We start from the raw sequence: 23919 nt of genomic DNA on the forward strand, positions 1-23919 counted from the left end.
ATATAGCGCAATTCATAATACAGTTATTTTAAAACTTATAATAACAAAAACATATTAAACCCATCAACTACACGATAAACCTTTAATAAATAAGTCCTATTTTGTATAAAACCATTTCTTCCACGTTCCTATTTATAAAATATTTATCCATTTTCTTTATTCTTCCAATTAATTTTCACTTTTATTTTAATTGTGTATTGATTGATCAATTAAAACTTTATATAAATAAATATACGATACCAAAAAATAAATAATTCAATAAAAAAGTATCAATTAAAAATCCTAGTCATCACAGGAAGATGCACAATGAATGATAACAACCTAGAAAATATGCTCGGCAGGAATGAGCATGAAACCAACCACTCACCCGAGCATACGGTACAGAAAGAGCAAGAACTTCATACCCAAGAAAGCTTCGGCTATCAATGGTATGTCGTTGTGATCTGTATGGTGGCTTATATTCTTTCTTTTGTAGATCGCCAGATTCTGTCCTTGATGATCGAACCGATTAAACAAGATCTCATGTTAACTGATACGCAGTTCAGCTTATTACAAGGATTAGCTTTTTCGTTGTTCTATGCATTTATGGGCATTCCGATTGCTGCGCTTGCAGACAAAAAATCACGAATCAAGATTATTTCTATAGGCATCGCCTTCTGGAGTCTTGCTACAGCAGCATGTGGCTTGAGTAAAAACTTTATCCAGATGTTTATTGCCCGATTAAGTGTCGGTGCGGGCGAAGCCGCTTTATCACCAGCATTTTATTCGATCGTTACAGACCTATTCCCCAAGGAAAAACTGGGGCGTGCTTTAGGTTTATATGCGATTGGGGCATTCATTGGCTCAGGTCTGGCCTTTCTAATCGGCGGTTATGTGATAAGCCTGTTAAAAAATGTGGATATGGTCGTTTTGCCTGTGATCGGACAATTAAAAACATGGCAACTCACCTTTTTCATCGTAGGATTACCAGGTGTTTTGCTGGCTTTAGTCATGATTCTGACTGTGAAAGAACCTAAACGTAAAGGTTTAAAGCTGGATCAGAATGGACAGGTCATACAGGCATCGTTTAAAAACTCCATTGCATTTATCAAAACCCACAAAAAAACCTTCTTTTGTCATTTTATTGGTTTTTCTTTCTATACCATGATGCTGTACTCACTGCTGGGCTGGGCGCCTGCATTCTATATGCGTCACTTTGGTTTAGATGCTAGCCAAACAGGTTATATCCTCGGGAGTATCATTTTAATTGCCAATACCGCAGGTGCATTATTTTGTGGATGGCTAATCGATTATTTTTCTAAAAAAGGATATAGCGATGCTGCCATTCGGGCAGGTATGATCGGCTGTGCCGCGCTTGTACTACCAAGTGTTTTATTCACTCAAGTTGACAATATGTATCTATCCTTTGGCCTAATTTTTATCGCCATGTTCTTCTCAACTTTTCCAATTCCCGCCTCGGCAGCGGCCACCCAAATGCTCACTCCAAATCAATTACGCGCTCAGGTTTCAGCCAAATTTTTGCTTATCTCTAATCTAATTGCATTAGGTGTTGGCACAACAGCAGTCGCGTTATTAACTGATAAATATTTTGAAAATACACTGATGGTTGGAAACTCCATTTCGATTGTGAATGCGATTGCAGGAATAATTGGTGTTTTCTTGCTGTTTAAGGGATGCAAATATTATCGGGAAAGCATCTTGCTTGAAAAACTGAATTAAAACAGTCTACTTCAGGCCTTTCTTATTTGTAGTTTAAGGAAGGCTTGAATCTAAGTGTTCAAATAACAACGCTATCTGGAATAACATATTTCTAAATCTGAATAAAAAATTTGACTGGCGAATCCATCTAACTAAATTATTCTAGACCAAAACTTTTGCCAACCTTCAATCAGCTAAACTTAAACTTTGTCATTTTGGTCAATTTTTTTAAAAATTATTTTTCTGATATTTTTTAAAATACATAAAAAACAAAAACCTATAAAAATTTAAATAGGCATTTTACCCTTTATCTTTCTCCAGTCTGCATGTCAAACAAGACATAGTCTTTTGATCAGGAGCATGTCAGCATAATTTTACAACCATCCTTCAGGATATAACCATGTCGAATATGATGAATAAGGCTCAAGGGTTTGGGCTATCTTTGATCACAAAAATCGCAGGAAGCGAAGTACTTGATCAACTCAAATTAAGAAAATTTGTAGAAAAATCATTATATCAAGGTTCAAAAACAGGCTTTAAGGTACTTAATAAAACTCAAAAAGCATTTAAGCCTCAACCCATTGATAAACAACGTCTTCCGAATCAGACCAACAAAAATCTGTTTGATCTCAGCCTGACCGAAGAGCAGCAAATGACCGTTGACGCGATGTCACAATTTGCAGAAGAGGTCTTATATACGCTGGCACACGATGCAGATCACCACGCGCAGTTTCCAGAACAACTCTGGCAACATCTGGTCGATCTGGGTTTAAACTACTACGCACTTCCAGAAGCCTTGGGTGGCGTTGCAGCAGAAAAAAATATTGTTAGCAATATCCTGATTGCAGAAAATCTAGCAAAAGGTGATTTCAGCCTGACTGCGGGTCTATTGAGTACTTTCAGCGTGATCAATGCCATAACCCGTTGGGGATCTACTCAAGTTCAGTCCATGTATTTACCTGTATTTGCTGAAGATACCGATGTCACCGCAAGTTTTGCCTTCCAAGAAGCAACACCCGCATTTAACCCATTTCAGTTAAAGACCAAAGCCACAGAAGCCAATGGACAATTCTATATTACTGGTGAAAAAACCTTAGTAATTTTAGGCGATACCGCGGATGTCTTTCTGGTTAGTGCAGAATTTAACGGTCAGCCTGATATTTTCGTGGTGCAATCCAATGAAACTATTGCCATCAAAGCCAATCCAGCGATGGGTTTAAAAGCTGCTGAAACCGCAACACTCCAATTCAACCAGACTCCCGCTTTACGTTTAGGCGACAGCGATTTTGATTACACCGCTTTTGTCGATCTAGGCAATCTGATGTGGTGTGCCATGGCCGTTGGAACCTGTGAAGCCATCAAAGCCTACTGTATTAAATATGCCAATGAGCGTACAGCCTTTGGTGAACCTATTTCACATCGTCAAAGTGTAGCTTTCATGATTGCGGATATGGCAATTGAAATCGATGCCATGCGTATGCTGGTACTCAATGCTGCAAGCTTGGCAGAAGCCGGACAACCGTTCCATCGTGAAGCTTATCTTGCTCGCCTGCTTTGTGCTGAAAAATCAATGAAAATCGGTACGGATGGCGTACAAATTCTGGGTGGTCATGGCTTTACCAAGGAGCATCCTGTTGAACGCTGGTATCGCGACCTTCGTGCAACTGCAATCCTGCATTCTGGCCTACACGCTTAATTTTGGAGAACAATAATGAACTTACAAAATCCGAAAAAATTCAAAATGCTGGTGGATCAGGCACACGAAACTGCGCTGAATGTTTTACGACCTATTTCCCGTAAATATGACAAAGCCGAACATGCTTACCCGAAAGAACTGGACATGCTTGCTGCCTTACTAGATGGCATGAATGAAAGTGGCGAAGGTGTCGGTGCAGCCAATGCCAGTAAACGCGGCACGGTAAACCCAGATACCGTTGTAAATGGTGGCAATATGTCAGCAGCGCTGGGCATTATTGAAATGTGTTACGGCGATACAGGCTTGTTGCTGAGTATGCCTCGTCAAGGTTTAGGTAACTCTGCGATTGCAGCGGTTGCCAACGATGAGCAGTTAGAACGTTTCAAAGGCACTTGGGCCGCGATGGCGATCACAGAACCCGGTTGTGGTTCTGATTCGGCAGCAATTCGCACAACGGCAACCAAAGATGGCGATGACTATATCCTGAATGGTGAAAAAATCTTTGTCACTTCAGGTGAACGTGCCGATTCGGTGGTGGTGTGGGCAACATTAGATAAAAAGTTAGGTCGTGCTGCCATTAAATCATTCGTGGTACCCAAAGGTACATCTGGAATGAAGGTTGAGCGTCTGGAACATAAACTCGGAATTAAAGCCTCTGACACCGCGGTGATTAGCTTTATTGACTGTCGTGTGCCTGCTGCCAATCTGTTAGGTAATCCTGAGATTGACGTGGCAAAAGGCTTTGCTGGCGTGATGGAAACCTTTGACAATACCCGTCCACTGGTTGCAGCAATGGCAATTGGTTGTGCCAAAGCCTCGTTAGAGCGAATTAAAGAAATCTTCAAAGATCAGCTTGATCCAGACTACAAAACACCCTACTTACAAACTTCAAATTTAGCTGCGCAAATCTATCGAATGGAAGCCGAATGGGAAGCAGCCCGTTTGTTAATGATTAAAGCAACGTGGATGGCCGACAATAAAAAGCCGAATTCAAAAGAAGCATCGATTGCCAAAGCGAAAGCTGGACGGGTTGGCAATGAAATTACACTAAAATGTGTCGAGCTGGCTGCCAGTGTCGGTTATGGCGAAGATGAATTACTGGAAAAATGGGCACGTGACTCAAAAATTCTGGATATTTTTGAAGGTACACAACAGATCCAGCAATTGATCATTGCCCGTCGTGAATTGGGTAAATCATCCAGTGAATTGAAATAATTGTTGTTTTACTTATTCAATGCGAAGAAAAAGGACGTGTTCAGCACGTCCTTTCTATTTTAATAAATTATGCCTTATCTCATCGTCACAAACTCTTCTGCTGAGGTTGGATGAATGGCAACGGTATTATCAAAATCTTTCTTGGTTGCACCCATTTTCAAGGCCACCGCAAAGCCTTGCAGAATCTCATCCATGCCAAAACCGATACCGTGGATACCGACAATTTTTTCATTTTCACCCACACAGACTAGCTTCATTTTAGTCGGCTGACGATGTTGCGTAATGGCGCTGTACATCGCAGTAAAGGATGAGTTATACACTTTAACCGCTTGTTGCCCATATTGCTCAATGGCTTCTTTTTCAGTAATCCCCACTGTACCAATGGGCGGATGACTAAATACCACGGTGGGAATATTGCCATAATCTAAGTGCTCATCTGGTTTATGATTAAATAATCGCTCAGAGAGTCTCCGCCCAGCAGCCACAGCAACCGGAGTCAGTTCCATTTTCCCAGTAATATCACCCACCGCATACACGCCTTGCTGTGAAGTATTCTGGAATTTATCGACTTGAATATAGCCTCGCTCATCCTGTTGGACATTGGCTTTATCCAGATTCAAACTCGCAGTATTTGGCTCTCGCCCCGTTGCCCAGATTAAGCAATCAACCGTATAGGTTTCGCCATTTTCTAAATGTAAAGTAACAGAATCATCGTCATTTTTTGTGATTTTCTTTGGTACAGCTTGAGTATGGACGCTGATACCATCGGTTTGCATGACCTCCACCAAAGTTTCACTGACAAATGAATCAAAGCGTCTTACGGGTAAATCCTTACGAATAAACAATCCAACTTGCGAACCCAAAGCATTGAGTACACCCGCCAACTCAACCGCGATATAGCCTGAACCAATCAAGGCAGTTGTTTTAGGTAAAGCTGTAAGCTCAAAGAAACCGTTCGAATCAATACCATATTCAGCCCCTTCAATATCTAGTAATGACGGCTGTGTCCCTGTTGCAATCAGAATATGATCTGCTGTGAATTTCTCACCGTTGACTTCGATAGTATTTTTATCAATAAAATGAGCCGCGCCATGAATTAAATCAACTTGATTCTTGCTTAGGCTATTTTGATAGGACTGATGAATACGATCGATATAAGCCTGTCTATTCTTAATTAAAGTCTGCCAATCGAAAGATTCAACTTTACTGTTAAAGCCATAATCTGGGCCATATTTATGGATGGCCTCAGCCACATGGGCCGCATACCACATGACTTTTTTAGGCACGCAACCCACGTTGACACAGGTTCCACCGATCTCAGCTTTCTCAATTAAGGCACATTTTTTCCCGTACATGGCAGCACGATTCACTGATGCAATGCCACCACTACCAGCACCAATCGCAATATAATCATAATGTTTTGTCATCTTTGCCTCATAAATCGCTTATAAGATTATTCTTAAGTTATACATAGATATACAGCAAGAAGATGCAAAATCTGTACTTGGTTAAAGTTTTAATACAAGAAAATAAAAAGGCACTGATGATGATTCACCAGTGCCCTGCTTTTAGAGTGTTTTTTGGATTATGCAGTTGCTACCTGTTCTGTAGAAACTTCATTTAATGATTGGTCAACCACACCAAATTTCTTAAATAGTTTGGCACGACGTTTTGGATAAATATTGGCTTTATTCAAGTCACCTTTATAGTGATCAAAGACGCGCTTATCCATCATTTTTGACCATAGTGGTGGAATCAGAGCAGGTAATAACATACTTGCATAACCACTCGGTAATTCTGGCGCTTCATCAAAATGACGCAATGCCTGGAATGGACGGGTTGGATAAGCGTGATGGTCTGAATGGCGCTGTAATTGATATAAGAATAAGTTGGTCACAATATTATTATTGTTCCAGCTATGCTCAGGCATGGTGCGCTCATATTTGCCATTTTTGTCTTTTTGACGTTTTAGGCCGTAGTGTTCAATATAGTTAATAATTTCAAATAAACTAATGCCGTAGAACGCTTGAGTTGCTAAATAAGGAATTACGCCCTTACCAAACAGACCGACCATTGAGCCATGAAACGCGGCACTCATGCCCCAGCCTTGTAGCAATTCATTGTCCCTTGACCAGAACTCTTTGCCTTTACGTTTTAAACGCGTCGTTTCAATTTCAATTGCTGATTTGAAAGAGCCAATGACCGTACGTGGCCAAAACTCATAGAATGTTTCACCCATTTGTGAAGATGCTGGATCTTCAGGTGTCGCAGCACGTTTATGGTGACCATAAGGATGTTCAACACGGAAATGGTTATACCCTGTTGGTACCAACGCCAAATGTGAAAGAATATGGTCAATACGATCAGATTTATGACTTAGCTCATGTGCAGTATTAATGGCAATCCCATTAATTGCGCCCATTGAAATACCAAGAAAAATCTTATCAATGAAAGAGGTTTCTTTACGGCTTGATAAATAACATGCATAAACATTGGCTGCATATTGTAGTGGAATAAAGCTTTTTACCAATCGAGAATAATATGGGTCTTTTTCTAACAGCTTAATATCTTCATCGGTTGGATTATTGGCGTCTTTCCCAATAATCGTATCAATTGTTGGAATCACAATGTGTAAAACAATTGGACCACCTAAAGCAAAGATTTTTTTCAATGGGCGTGGTGCAAATTGATAACCTGCCAAAATACCAATTCCGATTACAGGTAAAGCTGGGCTAATGGCCCATAAATAACGTTTCCGATCCAACTGAGTTTTTGACTTTGGAATGCTTACTGGCGTAAGTTCTTGCTCAACATTTACTGGCGCATTCATCATCGAATCCATGTCTTTGTATATATAAGTATATTTTGAGGAATTATGGAATTCATGACAGTTGCAAGCGTCCAAAAAAGCTATGTCAAAGTCTTTGGCATCATCCTCCCTGTTTTTGTCCTATAAACACATATTGAGTTATTGGCACAGCTCTCTATAATTTAAATGAATACATCGTTAAAAAATCATATGGATGCTTTAAGTAAAATATTTGCTGATATTCATTTAAATCACACTGAATATATCTACTTGAAAACTCAAGGAGAATGGAGTTTTATCTGCCAAGATCAAACTGCTTTAATTGTTCATATTGTTTTAGTTGGTTCTGTTTTTATTCAAATTGATGCGCAAAATAGTTTAACTGCACATGCGGGCGAAATTGTGGTGATTCCTTCTGGGAAAGCCCATACAGGTGCAGATAATGCGATTACCAAACTGGTCGATGCCGTTGATATTTCAAAATTGTTCGATGGTCATAAAGAAGAAGCCATCGAATTCGGCACACAGTCATCCGAAAAAAATCTCATTCTGACGGTACGCTGCCAGATTGACACCATTATGGCGCGTCCTTTTATTCAGGCCTTACCACCGATTATTCATCTCCAGCACGGAGATACCAATGCGCCCGAATGGCTACAAATTGGCTTACATTTCCTTGCCTTAGAAACACAAAATATTCAGGCAGGCCGAGATATCATCATTGATCATCTCGTGAATATCTTATTAATCAAATGTATTCGAGATCATATTCAACAAATCTCAACTCAACATGGTTGGCTCAGTGCCTTAAATCATCCAGAACTCAGCAATAGTCTAGCTGCCATCCATAACCATCCCGAAGATGCCTGGACGGTTGAATCATTGGCAGAACAATGCTGTATGTCACGCTCCAAGTTTGCCAGCCTCTTCCACGAAGTGATTGGCGAATCACCTCTCGCCTATTTACAACAGCATCGCATGCGTCTGGCAAGTCAATATCTGCGTAAAAGCAATCACTCAATACAACAGATTGCCAATAAAGTGGGTTACTCCTCAGAAACTGCTTTTAGCCAAGCCTTTAAACGCACGTTTGAGCATTCACCTAAACAATATCGACAACAATTTGTAGAAGAAGAAAATTGAGCATAAAAAAAGACACTATCGTGTCTTTTTTGCTTTGCATTATCGATTAACGCACAATACCACGTGTGGACTGTTCCAATGAATCGATGAATAGCTGAGCCTCAGGTGTTTTGACCAGAATTTCATTACGAATCTGTTCAATCGCCTGTTCAGTGGTTAAACCAGATTTATAGATCAGCTTGTAAGCTTCTCGTAAACCCTGAATCGTATCACGAGACCATCCTTTACGACGCATCCCTTCAATATTCATACCATAAGCACGCGCTGGATTACCAGAGGCCATGATATAAGCAGGTACATCTTTAAGAATAAGCGCTGCACCACCGATCATGCTATATGAGTCGATTTTGCAGAATTGATGAATACCCGCATTACCACCGACAATCACATGATCGCCGACATGGACATGCCCTGCAACACCAACATTATTAGCAAAAATATTATGGTTACCAATAACACAGTCATGGGCAATATGCGTATTGACCATTAACAGGTTATGGCTACCAATTTTGGTCAGGCTGTGATCCTGAACCGTGCCACGATGCAAAGTACAATGCTCGCGAATCGAGTTATGGTCACCGATTTCCAACCAGGTTTCTTCGCCTTGATATTTTAAATCCTGACAAATTTCCCCAATACTCGAGAACTGGAAAATATCATTATTTTTACCAATTCTCGTAAAACCACCAATGACAACATGTGAATGTAATTTTGTACCAGAGTCAATACTTACATTTGGACCCACAACACAATACGGACCAATTTGCACATCATTTGCAATTTCTGCAGACGGGTCAATAATTGCTGTGGGATGTATTAAATTCTGACTACTCATGTCTGCTCAATTTTCTGGTGTGAAATAATAATCTCTGCCGTTGCAGCAACAATGCCATCAACGCTAGCAGTACAATTGTACTTGTAAATGCCACGTTTTTGCATCACAAGTTCAGATTTTAAGACAAGCTGGTCACCTGCAACAACTTGTTTTTTAAATCTGATCTTTTCTGCGCCTGCAAATAAAAACAATGAACCTGCTTTCGGCTTTTGATTAGTTAAGACAAAACCCAAGATTCCAGAAACCTGCGCTAATGCTTCAATCATTAGTACGCCAGGCATAATTGGATAAGTCGGGAAATGCCCTTGGAAAAACTCTTCATTAATCGAGACGTTTTTATAACCGACAATACTGTTCTCAGTTATTTCCGTAACGCGATCAACTAATAAAAATGGATAACGATGGGGTAAATATTCACGAATGGTAAGAATATCCATTGGTAATTCAGGCATCGTAAATGCTGGAGATGTAGACTCAGTCATAATAAATTATTTACGTAACTTAAAGGTTGATTCAAGGGACTCTAATTGAGCTTGCATATGATCAAGCCTTTTAGTGATTTGGGTCAATGGCACATCTGCTAATTGTCTGAGACGTACAATTGTCTTTTTCCAGTGACTATTTTCAAAAAGTCCCATACCAGAAGAATACGTTCCAGCCTCAGAAATATTTCTTGTGACCATTGACATTGCAGTAAGTGTCACATTATCTGCAATTGTAAGGTGTCCAACCACCCCTGATGCACCACCTAGAATACAGTTTTTGCCAATCCGGGCACTCCCTGCGATCCCACAATTTGCAGCGATGGCTGTATTTTCACCAATGTGCACATTGTGAGCAACTTGCACAAGGTTATCAATAATGACACCATCTTCCAGAATGGTGTCATCCAGTGCACCACGATCAATACTACAATTTGATCCAATTCGAACATCATTTCCGATACGAACCGAGCCTAGTTGTACAATACGGTGCCACTTACCCTGATACGGTGCAAAACCAAAACCTTCCGTACCAATGACGGTATTGGCGTGGATACGCACACGATCTTTCAGTTTTGCAGCACCTGTAATCGTCACATGCGCATCAATAAAACAGTCTTTACCAATTTCGACTTCATCATCCACAAAAGCATGTGCCTGAATAATTGTATTGTTACCAACAACACAGTTTTCACCGATTACAACATAGTGTCCAATATACACATCATCGGCAATCATGGCAGATGGATGAATTTTGGCAGTACTTTCAATGCCACGTTGGGTAATCTTTTTTTCAAATAAATGCGTTAAAGTCGCAAAAGCTAAATAAGGATTATCAACAACAATAAAATTTTGTTTATTGATCAGTTGTGATTTAAGTGAAGCTGTGACGATATATACACCCGCATGGCTTGCTTCTGCCTGCGCGAGATATTTTTCACCATTCACAAAACAGATCTGATTTTCTTGTGCATGTTCTAAACTTGCCAAGCCCGAGATCTGAAAATCTTGTGCACCGAAATACTCACCTTTTACAAGGTGAGCAATTTCTTCTAAACGATAAGTACGTCTATTCATTGATTATTTAATTGAATTAACCTTTTGAATCATTTTATCAGTTAAATCATACTGAGCGTCAGAGGCAATCGTAGAATTTTTATTCAAAATGAAGTCTAAGTTGTTCTCTTTACGCAATTGTTCAGCAGCTTGCTTCACACGTGTTTCAAAAGTTGTATTCATTGCCTGCAAACTAGACTGAACTTTAGTTTGTAAACCTTGCTGAGTTGAGTTGAATTCACTCAGTTTTGACTGATATTGAGCGGTTAACTTTTGAATATCAGCCTGATTCATTTTCTGGCCTTCAGTCTGTGCTTTTTGTTGCAAAGACTCTAACTCTTTACCCAATTGCTCAAGACGAGTTGAAGTCGGTTTTACCGACTGGCTCAAGCTCGCATTTTGTTGCTTGAGATAAGTACTGCTTTCTACAACTTTAGCCAAATCTACTACAGCCAAGCCAGCAGCGTTTACTGTCGCGGAAACCGTTAAACCCAAACCCAACATCAGCTTTGTTAATGTTTTCATTATTGCATCCTTTATATATCTTACAGCGCTAAGCAAGGCCGTACTTAGAAAGTACGACCGATTTCGAATTGGATAGATTTAGTATCATCGCCTGGCTTATCATTTAACGGATATGCATAGCTAAGTGACAATGGACCAATCATGGTAATCCATGTAAAGCCGACACCCACGCTATAGCGCATATTGCCAAAATCAAACTTGTAGTTGTCATTACAGTATTGCTTGATATCGATATCCGCACCATTCATGCGCATTTTTCCAGTTGGGACATCACATTTAGTATCAAATACTTGTGCGCCTTCTGCGAACAACACTGGACGAACTTGACGAGTCCAGTCGCCTTTGAATGGTAAAGGTAAAGCCAGTTCTGTACCAAACTGAACTAAAGCATTACCACCAACTTCCTCTGGATCTGGATCGTTCTTATTAGTTTCCTGGAAAATAACACTTGGATATTTTGGTCCTAAAGTACTATTGTCATAACCACGTACCGAACCATAACCACCCGCATAGAAGTTTTTATAGAACGGTAAATCGTTACCGTAACCTAATTTACCATAACCACGAAGTACGAATCCGGCACCTAAAGATTTAAAGGCTTGCGCATCATAAGTCATCTTTTGATAGTCAACATCACTACCCGGTAAACCAATTTCTAGACCCACACGATGAGACATACCCGAGGTAGGGAAAATTGGTCGATTGAGTGTGTTATAAGACCAACCAAGATTTAACATATAGGTTAAGAAAGTACCTTCGAAAGCACTCTCATAAGTATCGTAACCGCCAATACATATTGGCAAACCATTTTCATCGAGTTTTAATGTACCATCTTCATTTCTATCGTATTCATCACTTAAACAACGCTGAGCAGAATTTGTCGCTTTACCACCATTCGCTTTTAAATAGTCACGAATATAAGTTGAAACGCTTGGACCTGTACGAACCTTAGTCTGGTCAATACCTAAAGATGCACTTAAACTCTGATTTTCATCAATTGGATAACCAAAACTTAAACTACCACCTATACTATCCGTCACATAGTTGTTAACGTTATAGTCTTTATTTAACTTGGTTTTACGGTAGTAAACGTTATAACCACGACTCACGCCATCAATGGTGAAGTATGGATCCGTCACACTTAAGTTATAGTAATCTTGAGTTTCTGAACGAGACAAATCAATCGCTACACGATTACCTGTACCCATAAAGTTGGTTTGACTTAAACCTGCCTGGAAAGTTACACCACCATTTTGTGAGTAACCTACAGCAAGTGTGGTTGTACCAGAATGCTGCTCTTCAACATTCACGTTTAAATCGACTTCGTCAGGAGAGTTTGGTACGCGAACAGGTTTTACATCAACAGTCTTAAAGAAACCGGTACGTTCTAAACGAACTTTAGAAAGATCGATTTTCTCGTTACTTGCTAATGCACCTTCCATCTGACGCATTTCACGACGTAAAACTTCATCTGCAGTTTTACTGTTACCTGTGAAGTTGATACGACGTACAGTCACTTGCTGACCTGGATTGATATAATAATTCAGGTTCACAATGCCAGTTTCATTGTTGATTTCAGGTACAACATTTACTTCAGCGTAGTAATAACCTGCATTACCATATTTACGAAGCAAAAGTTGTTTAACTGCATTTACTTTTTCTTGCGAATAAGTTTCACCATCTTTATAAAGCTTAAGCGCTGTTAGCTCTTCTGGTTTATAAAGTGCATCACCCAAGAATTTGGTTTCACCAAACTTGAACTGGCTACCTTCATCTACTGAAACTTCGATAAAGATGTGCTTTTTATCTTCACTGATGTTCAGTTGTGAATTGATAATATTAAAGTTGATATAACCTTTATTTAAGTACAAAGCACGTAAAGCTTCCAGACTGGCAGCCATTTTTTCACGTGCATAGCGGTCATTACGGGTAACGACAGATGCCCAGCCACTCTCTTTCACAGCGAAAGCTTGCTTGATATCGCTATCACTAAAGACTGTATTACCGATGATGTTAATATCAAATACTTTAGCAGCCGTACCCTCATTAAAGTTTAGCTTTAATTCAACACGGTTATTTGGACGTGCAACTGTTTCAACCGAAACATCAGCATCATAACGACCTTGCTGGGTGTATTGTTGCTCAAGCTCAGTTTCAATAATCTGTAATGCAGATTTTTTGAAAACTTCACCTTCCGCAATACCCATTTTCTTTAAGCCTTGCTCTAAGGCTTCTTTTGGAATCAGTTTATTGCCTTTGAATTCCAGCTTTGAAATAACTGGACGTTCAACAACTTTAAAGACCAAAACATTATTTTCTTTATAGGTTTTGATGTCATCAAATAAACCTGAAGCATATAAAGTACGGATTGCCTCAGCAATCATAGGATCACTTACTCTATCGCCACTATTTATTGGTAACATAGAATAGATACTTGCAGGTGTTAAACGCACTAAGCCATCAATTCGTATATCTTGTGCAAGAAACTCATCTGCAGCGTATGCTTGTTGTACCACTGCCATCGCACTAACCAGTGCCAAAGGCATTAATAAATGTGTGTGACGCATGCCCATATATTTTCCAGTAAGTTAAATTCCATTTGCGTTGTTATAAACGCATGAAGTCGTTAAATAAAGCCAAAAGCATCATGCTACCGAGCAGTACCATACCAACTTTTAGACCAAACATCTGTATTTGTTCAGAAACAGGTTTACCACGAATTGCTTCGATAAAGTAATACACCAAGTGACCACCATCAAGCATCGGAATCGGTAATAAATTCAAAATCCCTAAGCTGACACTCATCAAAGCCATGAAGGAGATAAACGTTTGCCATCCCATTTCAGCACTTTGACCAGCCACTTTCGCAATCGTAATTGGGCCAGATAAGTTATCCAGTCCAATTAAACCGCGCACCATCTTGATAATAGAGTTAAAAATCATGCCCGAGAGCTGAGTGGTCTTATCCACCGCGACACCCAAAGCTTCAATCGGTGAATATTGAATAGTTTGTTTGTATTCGTTTGGAATCGTGATCTTACCTGCATCACTCTTCACCCCAAGCACACCCGTGGTATTGCCCATATTGTCGCGTTGACCTTGAGGCATGACTTGCAAATGCACAATCTGACCTTCACGCAATACATCAATATTCAGCAACTTTTCTGGAGAGCTTTGAACCACATCAACCACATCAAACCAGTCTTTCATTGCAACATTATCAATTGCAACGATCTGATCACCCACCTTCATGCCTTGACGCACTGCCGCACCATCTGCACTGAGTTCTTTCACTTTAGCAGGAATCACTGGACGGTAAGGCAAGAAACCCAATACATCCAATGGAGACTGACTTTGATCTTTCAGGAAATCTTTAATCGGTAAACTAAACTGTTTTTCAGTGCCCGCACGATCAACAATAATCGAGACTTGCCCAGTTTCACCAACACGATTTACCAAAGCGTAATTCAATTTTTCCCATGTTGGCGTTGTTTGTCCGTCAACATTGATAATCTTGTCACCCACTTTCAAGTCAACTTGTGCAGCAGGTGTATTTGGCATCACTTTGCCAATACGTGTATTCAGTTGTTCTTGCGCAGGAAGGAACAAAATCCAGAACAGGAAAACTGCAAAAAACAGGTTAATCAATGGTCCCGCAGCAACAATTGCAATACGTTTCCACGGAGATTGTCGGTTAAATGCATAAGGTAAATCTTGCTCTGCAACATTACCTTCGCGCTCATCCAGCATTTTGACATAGCCACCAAGTGGCAAAGCAGAAAGCTGATATTGGATACCTGATTTTTTAGACTGCCATTTTAATAATGTTGGCCCAAAACCAATCGAATAAACTAGAACTTTAACGCCTAATCTACGCGCGACCCAATAATGACCAAATTCATGAATTGCGATCAGAGGACCAAGCAATAAAATCGCTGCAACAATCATAAATAGTGCATTCATACGATTTGGCCTCCTTTTCTCACAATATACTTTTCTGCAATCTGTCTAGCGATCATATCAGTCTGTAAAATGATGTCTATGTTTTCTGCTTTAGCATTTTGTACAGCTTGCAAAGTATGATCGACCACTTGAGGAATCTCGGTGAATCGGATTTTTTGCTTCAAAAACGCAGCAACTGCAATTTCATTTGCTGCATTTAATACTGTAGGTGCCAAACCACCTGCACGCATTGCCTGACGTGCCAAGTCCAATGCTGGGAACTTAACAATATCTGGTTGCTGAAAATTCAATTGAGCAGTCTCAAATAAATCAAGTGCAGGAACATCTGTTGCCAACCGTTTAGGCCAAGCTAATGCATGCGCAATTGGCGTACACATATCTGGGTTACCCATTTGTGCCAAAGTTGATCCATCCACATATTGCACCATGGAATGAATAATACTTTGTGGGTGAACAACAACTGTAACAAAATGTTCTGATATTGAAAACAAATGGCAAGCTTCGATCAATTCTAGACCTTTATTCATTAAGGTCGCCGAATCAACCGAGATTTTTTGTCCCATTGACCAGTTTGGATGCTTGCATGCCTGTTGCGGTGTTACATCATGCAGTTGTGCCAAGGAATGGTTGAGAAAAGGCCCACCTGATGCGGTCAGCAAAATACGAGACACGCCCAATTGTGGCTGTCCTGTTCTTTCTGCATTGAGATAGTCATGCGGTAGAGACTGGAAAATCGCATTATGTTCAGAATCAACTGGCAACAATAATGCATTATGCTCGCGTGCCGCCTGCATCATGATGTCGCCCGACATCACTAATGATTCTTTGTTGGCTAATAAAACACGCTTGCCTGCTTTTACTGCCGCAAGCGTGGGTAACAAACCTGCCGCACCTACAATGGCCGCCATGACGATATCAACGTCAGCATGCTCAGCAATTGCAATTAAGCCAGCCTCATCTGTGAGGATTTCAATATTTTTTAAATTTTCTTGATTTAAGCGTTGTTGTAACTCAAATGCTTTTTCATTTGGCACAACAACTACTTTTGGATGATGTTTTTTACAAATTTCTAAAAGTTCATCTAAACGACTATATGCAGAGACTGCAAATACGGTGTATTGGTCTGGGTGTTGTTCCAATACTTTTAAAGTACTTTGACCAATTGAACCAGTAACACCCAATATACAAACAGCTTGAGTCATTTAAAGATCTACACCAATAAGTTTTAATATATACATACCTGTCGCAAAAATCGGTGCAGCAGCAAGTAAAGAATCAATACGATCAAGCACACCACCATGTCCCGGTAGTACACGCCCAGAATCTTTAATTCCAGCACGGCGCTTAATCATGGATTCAAACAAGTCACCCAGCACGGATGCAAACACAGTAATGATCGAAAGAATTAAGAATAAGATTAGCTGTATTGCGGTTAAGTTTAAATAGAAATATTGCACAACCAGCATAATGATGACCGTTGTCGCAATACCGCCATATAAACCTTCCACTGATTTATTCGGGCTAACAGAAGGTGCAAGTTTTTTCTTACCAAACTTACGACCAACAAAATAAGCACCACTATCCGCTCCCCAAACCAGAAGGAACAAATACATCAGCCACCACGGTGAGCTATGCCAAACGGCATAAAGTGAAGTTACCGCAGCAGAAATCAGGATAAATCCGATGATATAGAGGGATGGATTGTACCAATTGTCCGATTCAGGATAATTCTTGACCCAATAGATGCTTCCCAACCATGTGAGAATCGATGCTGCCCAAAGTAAAAGAGCAACATCATCAAAAAATAATGCAAGTGTTGATACTGCTGCAACACAGCCACCATATACCCAAGCCTTCGGCTTTGAAACAGCGGTTACACTACGTGGCATAAGCTTAAACCATTCGTAGCCTGCAACCCCTGCAGCTAAAATCATAAGCATAAACATTGGATAATGTGATTGCGTTGCAAACATGCAACTTAAAACAACAGCAACTAACACCAATGCGGTAATAATCCGCTCTAACATTATTAATTCTCTATTTTCGCTTGTTGAATCTGTTCTGATGTCTTGCCAAAGCGTCGTTCACGTCCTGAAAAAACACGAAAGGCATGATCTAGCTCTTCTATGGTAAATTCTGGCCACAAAGTATCGGTAAAATACAATTCTGCATAGGCAGCTTGCCAGAGTAAGAAGTTAGACAAACGATAATCCCCACCTGTACGGATCAATAAATCAACAGCAGGAAGATCATTTAGACTGACATATTTATCAAATAAATCAACATTTATCTGATCTGCTTGAAGCTTTCCTGCAAGCGCATCCTGAGCAATCATTTTCGCAGCTTGCGCCATATCCCACATTCCACCATAACTAATCGCAATGGTCAGTGTCATAGAGCTATAGGCTGCTGTTTTTTGCTCGGCATATTGCATCAAATCACGCAATTCATTAGACAACCGAGAACGGTCACCAATAAAACGCAGTGCAATATTGAACTTTTCCATACGCGGCAGTTGCTCATGAATTGTTTCTTCCAACAATTTCATTAACAAATCAACTTCGTATTGGGGACGGTTCCAGTTTTCGCTTGAAAATGCAAAAACGGTTAAAGCGCGAATGCCAACTTTCTTGCAATGCTCGACAATCGGATCCAAGACATTTTTGCCTTCACGATGCCCATCGCCTTTTTGCATTTGATTTTTTTTGGCAAAACGATTGTTGCCATCCATAATGATGGCAACATGTTGAGGAAGAAGCTGTTCTTCTTGCGAGGTCATAAAAATCAGACCTTCATCAATTCTGCTTCTTTTGCTGCAAGACGTTTATCAACCTCTGCAACATATTTATCAGTGATTTTCTGAATATCATCTGATGCACGACGATCATCATCTTCAGAAATTTCTTTTTCTTTCAATAATGCTTTGAGATCACCTAATACATCGCGACGAATGTTACGAATCGCAACTTTGGCATTTTCAGCTTCAGCACGTGCAACTTTTTGCATATCACGACGAGTTTCTTCTGTTAACGCAGCCATTGGTACACGGATTGCATCAGCAGTAATAGGGTTCAAGCCCAAACCTGCTTCACGAATCGCTTTATCGATCGCAGCAACCATTGAACGTTCAAATGGTTGAACCAACAGCGTACGTGAATCTTCAAGCCCGATATTTGCAACTTGATTCAACGGAACATCAGAGCCGTAGTAAGAAACCATCACACCATTTAAAATAGATGGGTGCGCACGACCTGTACGAACTTTGGCAAAGCCCAACTCTAAAGAGTCAAGCGACTTCTGCATGCGCTGTTCGCTATCTTGTTTGAGATCGTTAATCATATGATCTTCCTTACTTATTCATTAGGTATTACAAAATATTTAAACATTAGTATAAAGAGCTTTATGGCTCACGTACATTAATTCGTAACGTGAGTACCCTCTTTTTCGCCCATTACCACAGAAAGTAATGCACCAGATTTGTTCATATCAAAAACTTGTAATGGCACATTGTGGTCACGACATAAACAAATTGCCGTAAGATCCATCACGCCAAGCTTTTCATCAAGCACTTGATCGAAAGTTAAATTGTCATATTTAACCGCATCATCGTATTTGCTTGGATCTTTGTTATAAACGCCATCAACTTTGGTCGCTTTCAAGATCAGGTTCGCTTCGATTTCGATACCACGCAAGCAAGCTGCGGTATCTGTAGTAAAGAATGGGTTACCTGTACCAGCAACAAAGACACACACTTCGCCTTGGCTTAAGTGACGGATCGCATCGCGGCTTGAGTATGGTTCAACAACCGTACCAATCGACAATGCTGACATTAAGCGTGTTTTGATATTACGGCGCACCAATGCATCACGCATTGCCAAACCGTTCATCACAGTCGCCAACATGCCCATCTGGTCGCCTGTTACACGTCCAACCAGACCATCTTTCTGTAGCTGGCTACCGCGGTATAAGTTACCACCGCCAACAACGATACCCACTTGCACACCCAAACCTACCAAGTGAGCAATTGAAAGTGACATTTGATCTAATACTTGGGCATCGATACCCATATCTTTATTACCTGCCAAAGCTTCACCAGAAAGCTTTAGCAAAATTCGTGCATAACGTGGATTTTTAGAAGCTGACATACTTTTACTCCAAACCGACCAATCTCAAAATTTTCTTAAATTTAATTCAACATCAAGCAGATTTAATCTGGATTAACTTTGCAAATAAATCGTATTCATCTGCATCGGTAATTTCGACTTCAAGCAAATCACCTGCTTTAATCACGCTCTTATCGATATCTTCAACAAAAACGTTGCCATCAATTTCTGGCGCATCTGCATAAGAACGGGCAACAGCAACTGGGAATTCATCTTCCAGACTATCAACTAGCACAGTCATTTTCTGACCAATACGCTTTTGTAGTTTTGCTGCTGAAATGGCTTGCTGCACTTCCATGAAGCGTTCATAACGCTCTTGTTTGATCTCTTCTGGCACATGATCAGGAAGATCGTTTGCAGTTGCACCTTCAACTGGTGAATAGGTAAAGCAGCCGACACGATCTAACTGCGCTTCTTTTAACCATTCCAGCAAAATTTGGAAATCTTCTTCAGTTTCACCAGGGAAACCCACCACGAATGTTGAACGAATTACCAATTCAGGGCATTTTTCACGCCACAATTTAAGGCGCTCTAAGGTATTTTCACTATGCGCTGGTCGCTTCATCAATTTTAAGATGCGCGGACTGGCATGCTGAAAAGGAATATCTAAATATGGCAGGATTTTGCCCTGCGCCATCAAATCAATCGCAGCATCAACATGTGGATATGGATAAACGTAATGTAAACGCACCCAGATACCTAACTGACCGAGGGCTTCACACATGTCATAGAATTTGGTTTTAACAGGCTGACCATTCCAGAAATCCAGCTTATATTTGGTGTCTACACCATAAGCAGAGGTATCCTGAGAAATGACCAGAATTTCTTTTACACCAGCACGTTTTAATGCAGCGGCTTCATCCAGCACTTTTCCGACCGGACGAGACACAAGGTCGCCACGCATACTTGGGATAATGCAGAATGTACAACGATGATTACAGCCTTCCGAGATTTTTAAATAAGCATAATGCTTCGGTGTTAAACGAACACCTTGCTCAGGGACTAAGTCAATAAATGGGTTGTGTTTTGGCGGTGCTGGTACATATTCATGTACTGCTTCCATTACATCTTGATAGGCTGCTGCACCTGTAACTTTAAGAACATTTGGGTGCATCTGGCGAATTTTGTCTTCATCTTTACCTAAACAGCCTGTAACGATGACTCGGCCATTTTCGCTCATGGCTTCGCCAATCGCATCTAAAGACTCTTGTACTGCAGATTCAATAAAACCACAGGTATTTACAACTACCAGATCCGCACCATCATAATCTGATGCAACTTGATAACCTTCAGTCTTTAACTGAGTTAAAATTCGTTCAGAATCTACCAATGCCTTAGGACAACCTAAAGATACAAAACCGACTTTGGGGGTCTTCATGAATCTGCGCTCCACTTGAATCGGCGTATTGTATGACTTTTCTTGGCTTACGCATAGCTGCAAAGCCATCTCTTTGTGTAATGCACCAAAATACGACCAAAATTTTAAATAAAATCCACAAGCGCACTATTTTGGAACATAATAATTTATTGAAATCACTGCATGTATGTGAAAAATACTGCATAAATCCCTTTTTTTAGAATTAAGTTGTTGAAATTTCATTAATACAAAGTTGGCTTGTATTTTGCATAAAGTACATTTTAGAAGTTAATGGCTATTCATTAAAATTTATATTTATTGCGCCATTTTAAAACAGGATGATTCACAAATGGATCAACAGAACATTATCGACTATCGGCTCTTAGTAGATAATTTGAGCACTGCCATTTTACTGGTCGATAGTCAGCTTAATATTTTTTATTTAAATTCTGCTTGTGAAGCATTATTTGATATCAGTTTGCTGCGTGCATCGGGTCAGCCTGTTCTTAACTTGTTACATGCACACGACGACACATTCAACACACATGAAGCTTTATTAAACACTTTGGAAAGTGGACAACACTACACCCGTCGCGAAGCGGTCATTAATGTTAACTTTAAAGCGATTCATGTCGACTATACCGCTTCTCAACTGAATGCGGGCAAAAGCTATCACCCTCTTTTATTGATTGAACTCAACCCGATTGACCGTATGTTGAAAATTTCAAAAGAAGAAAATCTGGTTCAACAGCATCAAGTGGCTCGCCAGTTAGTGCGTGGTGTTGCACATGAAATTAAAAACCCGTTAGCAGGTATTCGTGGTGCGACTCAATTACTGGCACGTAGTTTAAATGATGATCGTTATGGTGAATTTACCGACATTATTATTAGTGAAGTCGATCGTTTGACCAATCTGGCGGATACGATGCTCGGCTCACGTCAATTACCGAGCTATGAACATGTCAATGTACATGAACCACTGGAACGTGTTCGCTCGCTGATTGCCAACCAGACAAAAAAGAAAATCAAGATTACCCGCGATTATGACCTTTCCTTACCCGATGTCATGGCAGACCGCGATCAACTGATTCAGGTCATGCTCAACATTAGTGTCAATGCTGTACAGGCCATGACCGAAAATAAAGACTTTTTTACTGACTCAGAACCAGAGCTGGTGTTGAGAACCCGCATCCAGCGTCTAGTCACGATTAACGGCGTCCTCAATCGATCAACCGTGCGTATTGATATTGAAGACAATGGCCCCGGCGTTCCTGAAAGTATTCTGGAATCAGTTTTCTATCCTTTAGTCACAGGACGCGCCAAAGGTACAGGACTGGGACTCAGTATTGCTCAAAATATTATGCATCAACATAACGGAATGATTGAATGTCAATCAGTTCCAGGAAAAACCGTATTTAGCTTATATCTACCTTGGGAGTTAAACCATGTCACGAAATAAAATTTGGGTAATAGATGACGATCGTGCCATGCGTTGGGTACTGGAAAAAACCTTTAAAGAGGAAGGTTTCGATGTCACCAACTTTGAAGAAGCCCAAACTGCGCTTGAACGCTTACATGAGGATGCACCAGATGTCATTCTGACGGACATTCGTATGCCTGGGATTGATGGCTTAACTTTTCTTTCTAAAGTGAAGAATACTCATCCTGACTTACCTGTCATTATTATGACCGCACACTCAGATTTAGAGTCTGCTGTCTCAAGTTATCAAACAGGTGCATTTGAATATTTACCGAAGCCTTTTGATATTGATGAAGCATTAGCGCTGGTTAATCGTGCAATTTTGCATATTAATAAGTTACAGCAACAAGAAGCCACCAAAGCAGCTTCTCCATTACAGTCGACTGAAATCATCGGTGAATCGCCTGCGATGCAGGAAGTTTTCCGAGCCATCGGTCGCTTGTCACAATCGCATATTACCGTATTGATTAATGGTGAATCGGGCACAGGTAAAGAGTTAGTTGCTCACGCCTTACACAAGCATTCACCTCGACGCGCCAAACCTTTTATTGCGCTGAATATGGCGGCGATTCCAAAAGACCTGATCGAAACCGAATTATTTGGTCATGAAAAAGGTGCTTTTACAGGTGCAAATACGCAACATCAGGGTCGTTTTGAACAAGCCAATGGCGGTACTTTATTCCTTGATGAAATCGGTGATATGCCCTTTGAAACCCAAACACGTTTGCTACGTGTTCTGGCCGATGGTGAATTCTATCGTGTGGGTGGGCATATTCCCGTTAAGGTCGATGTACGTATCGTTGCGGCAACCCATCAAGATCTTGAGAAATTAGTCAATGAAGGCCGTTTTCGTGAAGACCTTTATCATCGTTTGAATGTGATTCGAATTCACATTCCAAAACTGTCTCACCGTAGCGAAGACATCCCAATGCTGGCACAGCATTTCTTAGCACGTGCAGGCAAAGAACTTGGTGTCAGTCCAAAAATCTTACGTACTGAAACCACTGATTATATGCAGCAGCTCCCTTGGCCCGGAAATGTTCGTCAATTAGAGAATACTTGTCGCTGGTTAACAGTGATGATCACGGGACGTGAAGTTTATCCTGAAGACCTACCTGCTGAACTGAAGCAAGCCTCTGTCCAAAAGACAAGTGATAGTCAAGCAGCATCAAATACCAGTCCTGCTTTAGTTGAGCGTATCGCAGTTCATCATTGGGATGAGCTATTAGGTCAATGGGCAATCCAGAAACTTAAAAATGGCGAAATGAAGATTCTTGATATCGCTACCCCAATGTTTGAACGTACGCTGATTAATGCGGCCCTACAACAAACGCGCGGCCGTAAGCGTCACGCAGCTGAACTTTTAGGTTGGGGCCGAAATACCCTGACTCGGAAATTGAAAGAACTGGGCATGGACTCGACAGATGACGATGAAGAGGAAGAAAGCCGCTCTGCTTAAATAACACCAAAAAGCGAGTCGAAATGACTCGCTTTTTT

Annotated in this window: 20 protein-coding genes; 6 read left to right on the forward strand and 14 right to left on the reverse strand. The window is 40.5% G+C overall.

The window, feature by feature from the left end:
- Positions 1-306 precede the first annotated feature (306 nt).
- The 3 genes from AWW72_RS14975 to AWW72_RS14985 all read left to right on the forward strand — a co-directional run bounded on the left by AWW72_RS14975 (position 307) and on the right by AWW72_RS14985 (position 4609).
- Positions 307-1719 (forward strand): spinster family MFS transporter, encoded by a 1413-nt coding sequence (locus tag AWW72_RS14975; RefSeq protein ID WP_062847870.1) that lies wholly within the window; start codon positions 307-309, stop codon positions 1717-1719.
- Positions 1720-2107: 388 nt separating this feature from the next.
- On the forward strand, positions 2108-3394 hold the full coding sequence (locus AWW72_RS14980; RefSeq protein ID WP_171254736.1) for an acyl-CoA dehydrogenase family protein: 1287 nt from the start codon (positions 2108-2110) through the stop codon (positions 3392-3394).
- 15 nt (positions 3395-3409) lie between these two features.
- The gene (locus AWW72_RS14985; RefSeq protein WP_062847872.1) at positions 3410-4609 is read left to right on the forward strand and encodes an acyl-CoA dehydrogenase family protein; all 1200 of its coding nucleotides are present in this window, start codon (positions 3410-3412) and stop codon (positions 4607-4609) included.
- Positions 4610-4683: 74 nt separating this feature from the next.
- Here the strand turns inward: AWW72_RS14985 and gorA are convergent, their stop codons facing one another.
- A complete protein-coding gene (gene gorA, locus AWW72_RS14990) occupies positions 4684-6036 on the reverse strand; it encodes a glutathione-disulfide reductase (protein ID WP_062847873.1) in 1353 nt (450 codons plus the stop codon).
- Between the two features lie 158 nt (positions 6037-6194).
- Positions 6195-7439: an alkane 1-monooxygenase gene (locus tag AWW72_RS14995; protein ID WP_047427165.1), complete on the reverse strand. Its 1245-nt coding sequence runs from the start codon at positions 7437-7439 to the stop codon at positions 6195-6197.
- Between the two features lie 189 nt (positions 7440-7628).
- On the opposite strand from AWW72_RS14995, the gene AWW72_RS15000 reads away from it, so the two are divergent.
- Positions 7629-8561, forward strand: coding sequence for an AraC family transcriptional regulator (locus AWW72_RS15000; protein WP_062847924.1), 933 nt, complete (start codon positions 7629-7631; stop codon positions 8559-8561).
- A gap of 46 nt (positions 8562-8607) precedes the next feature.
- Here the strand turns inward: AWW72_RS15000 and lpxA are convergent, their stop codons facing one another.
- The 12 genes from lpxA to rimO form a co-directional block, all read right to left on the reverse strand.
- On the reverse strand, positions 8608-9396 hold the full coding sequence (gene lpxA, locus AWW72_RS15005) for an acyl-ACP--UDP-N-acetylglucosamine O-acyltransferase (protein WP_062847874.1): 789 nt from the start codon (positions 9394-9396) through the stop codon (positions 8608-8610).
- Positions 9393-9878, reverse strand: coding sequence for a 3-hydroxyacyl-ACP dehydratase FabZ (gene fabZ / locus AWW72_RS15010; RefSeq protein ID WP_004772011.1), 486 nt, complete (start codon positions 9876-9878; stop codon positions 9393-9395). Before fabZ ends, lpxA begins: the two co-directional genes overlap by 4 nt.
- A 6-nt stretch (positions 9879-9884) precedes the next feature.
- Positions 9885-10955 (reverse strand): UDP-3-O-(3-hydroxymyristoyl)glucosamine N-acyltransferase, encoded by a 1071-nt coding sequence (gene lpxD / locus AWW72_RS15015; RefSeq protein ID WP_062847875.1) that lies wholly within the window; start codon positions 10953-10955, stop codon positions 9885-9887.
- A 3-nt stretch (positions 10956-10958) separates the two neighbouring features.
- The gene (locus AWW72_RS15020; protein WP_004772009.1) at positions 10959-11459 is read right to left on the reverse strand and encodes an OmpH/Skp family outer membrane protein; all 501 of its coding nucleotides are present in this window, start codon (positions 11457-11459) and stop codon (positions 10959-10961) included.
- A 44-nt stretch (positions 11460-11503) separates the two neighbouring features.
- On the reverse strand, positions 11504-14032 hold the full coding sequence (gene bamA / locus AWW72_RS15025; RefSeq protein ID WP_062847876.1) for an outer membrane protein assembly factor BamA: 2529 nt from the start codon (positions 14030-14032) through the stop codon (positions 11504-11506).
- Positions 14033-14066: 34 nt separating this feature from the next.
- Entirely contained in the window at positions 14067-15422 is a 1356-nt protein-coding gene (gene rseP, locus AWW72_RS15030) for an RIP metalloprotease RseP (protein ID WP_004772007.1), read from the reverse strand.
- Positions 15419-16624, reverse strand: a complete 1206-nt coding sequence (ispC, locus tag AWW72_RS15035; RefSeq protein WP_062847877.1) for a 1-deoxy-D-xylulose-5-phosphate reductoisomerase — start codon at positions 16622-16624, stop codon at positions 15419-15421. Before ispC ends, rseP begins: the two co-directional genes overlap by 4 nt.
- Positions 16625-17449, reverse strand: a complete 825-nt coding sequence (locus AWW72_RS15040) for a phosphatidate cytidylyltransferase (protein WP_004772005.1) — start codon at positions 17447-17449, stop codon at positions 16625-16627.
- A gap of 2 nt (positions 17450-17451) precedes the next feature.
- A complete protein-coding gene (gene uppS / locus AWW72_RS15045) occupies positions 17452-18201 on the reverse strand; it encodes a polyprenyl diphosphate synthase (protein ID WP_005257328.1) in 750 nt (249 codons plus the stop codon).
- Between the two features lie 5 nt (positions 18202-18206).
- Entirely contained in the window at positions 18207-18761 is a 555-nt protein-coding gene (frr, locus tag AWW72_RS15050; RefSeq protein WP_004653307.1) for a ribosome recycling factor, read from the reverse strand.
- A 77-nt stretch (positions 18762-18838) separates the two neighbouring features.
- Positions 18839-19567 carry a UMP kinase gene (gene pyrH, locus AWW72_RS15055; protein ID WP_004772000.1) on the reverse strand — a complete coding sequence of 243 codons (729 nt, stop codon included), beginning with the start codon at positions 19565-19567 and terminating at the stop codon, positions 18839-18841.
- Between the two features lie 52 nt (positions 19568-19619).
- A complete protein-coding gene (gene rimO, locus AWW72_RS15060) occupies positions 19620-20963 on the reverse strand; it encodes a 30S ribosomal protein S12 methylthiotransferase RimO (protein WP_005230215.1) in 1344 nt (447 codons plus the stop codon).
- A gap of 328 nt (positions 20964-21291) precedes the next feature.
- Here rimO and glnL point away from each other — a divergent pair, with 328 nt between their 5' ends.
- Both glnL and glnG read left to right on the forward strand, forming a co-directional pair.
- Positions 21292-22401 carry a nitrogen regulation protein NR(II) gene (gene glnL, locus AWW72_RS15065; protein ID WP_004771998.1) on the forward strand — a complete coding sequence of 370 codons (1110 nt, stop codon included), beginning with the start codon at positions 21292-21294 and terminating at the stop codon, positions 22399-22401.
- Entirely contained in the window at positions 22388-23881 is a 1494-nt protein-coding gene (glnG, locus tag AWW72_RS15070; RefSeq protein WP_004771997.1) for a nitrogen regulation protein NR(I), read from the forward strand. Before glnL ends, glnG begins: the two co-directional genes overlap by 14 nt.
- Positions 23882-23919 lie beyond the last annotated feature (38 nt).

The sequence above is a fragment of the Acinetobacter sp. NRRL B-65365 genome (assembly GCF_001605865.1).
Taxonomy (GTDB): Bacteria; Pseudomonadota; Gammaproteobacteria; order Pseudomonadales; family Moraxellaceae; genus Acinetobacter; species Acinetobacter vivianii.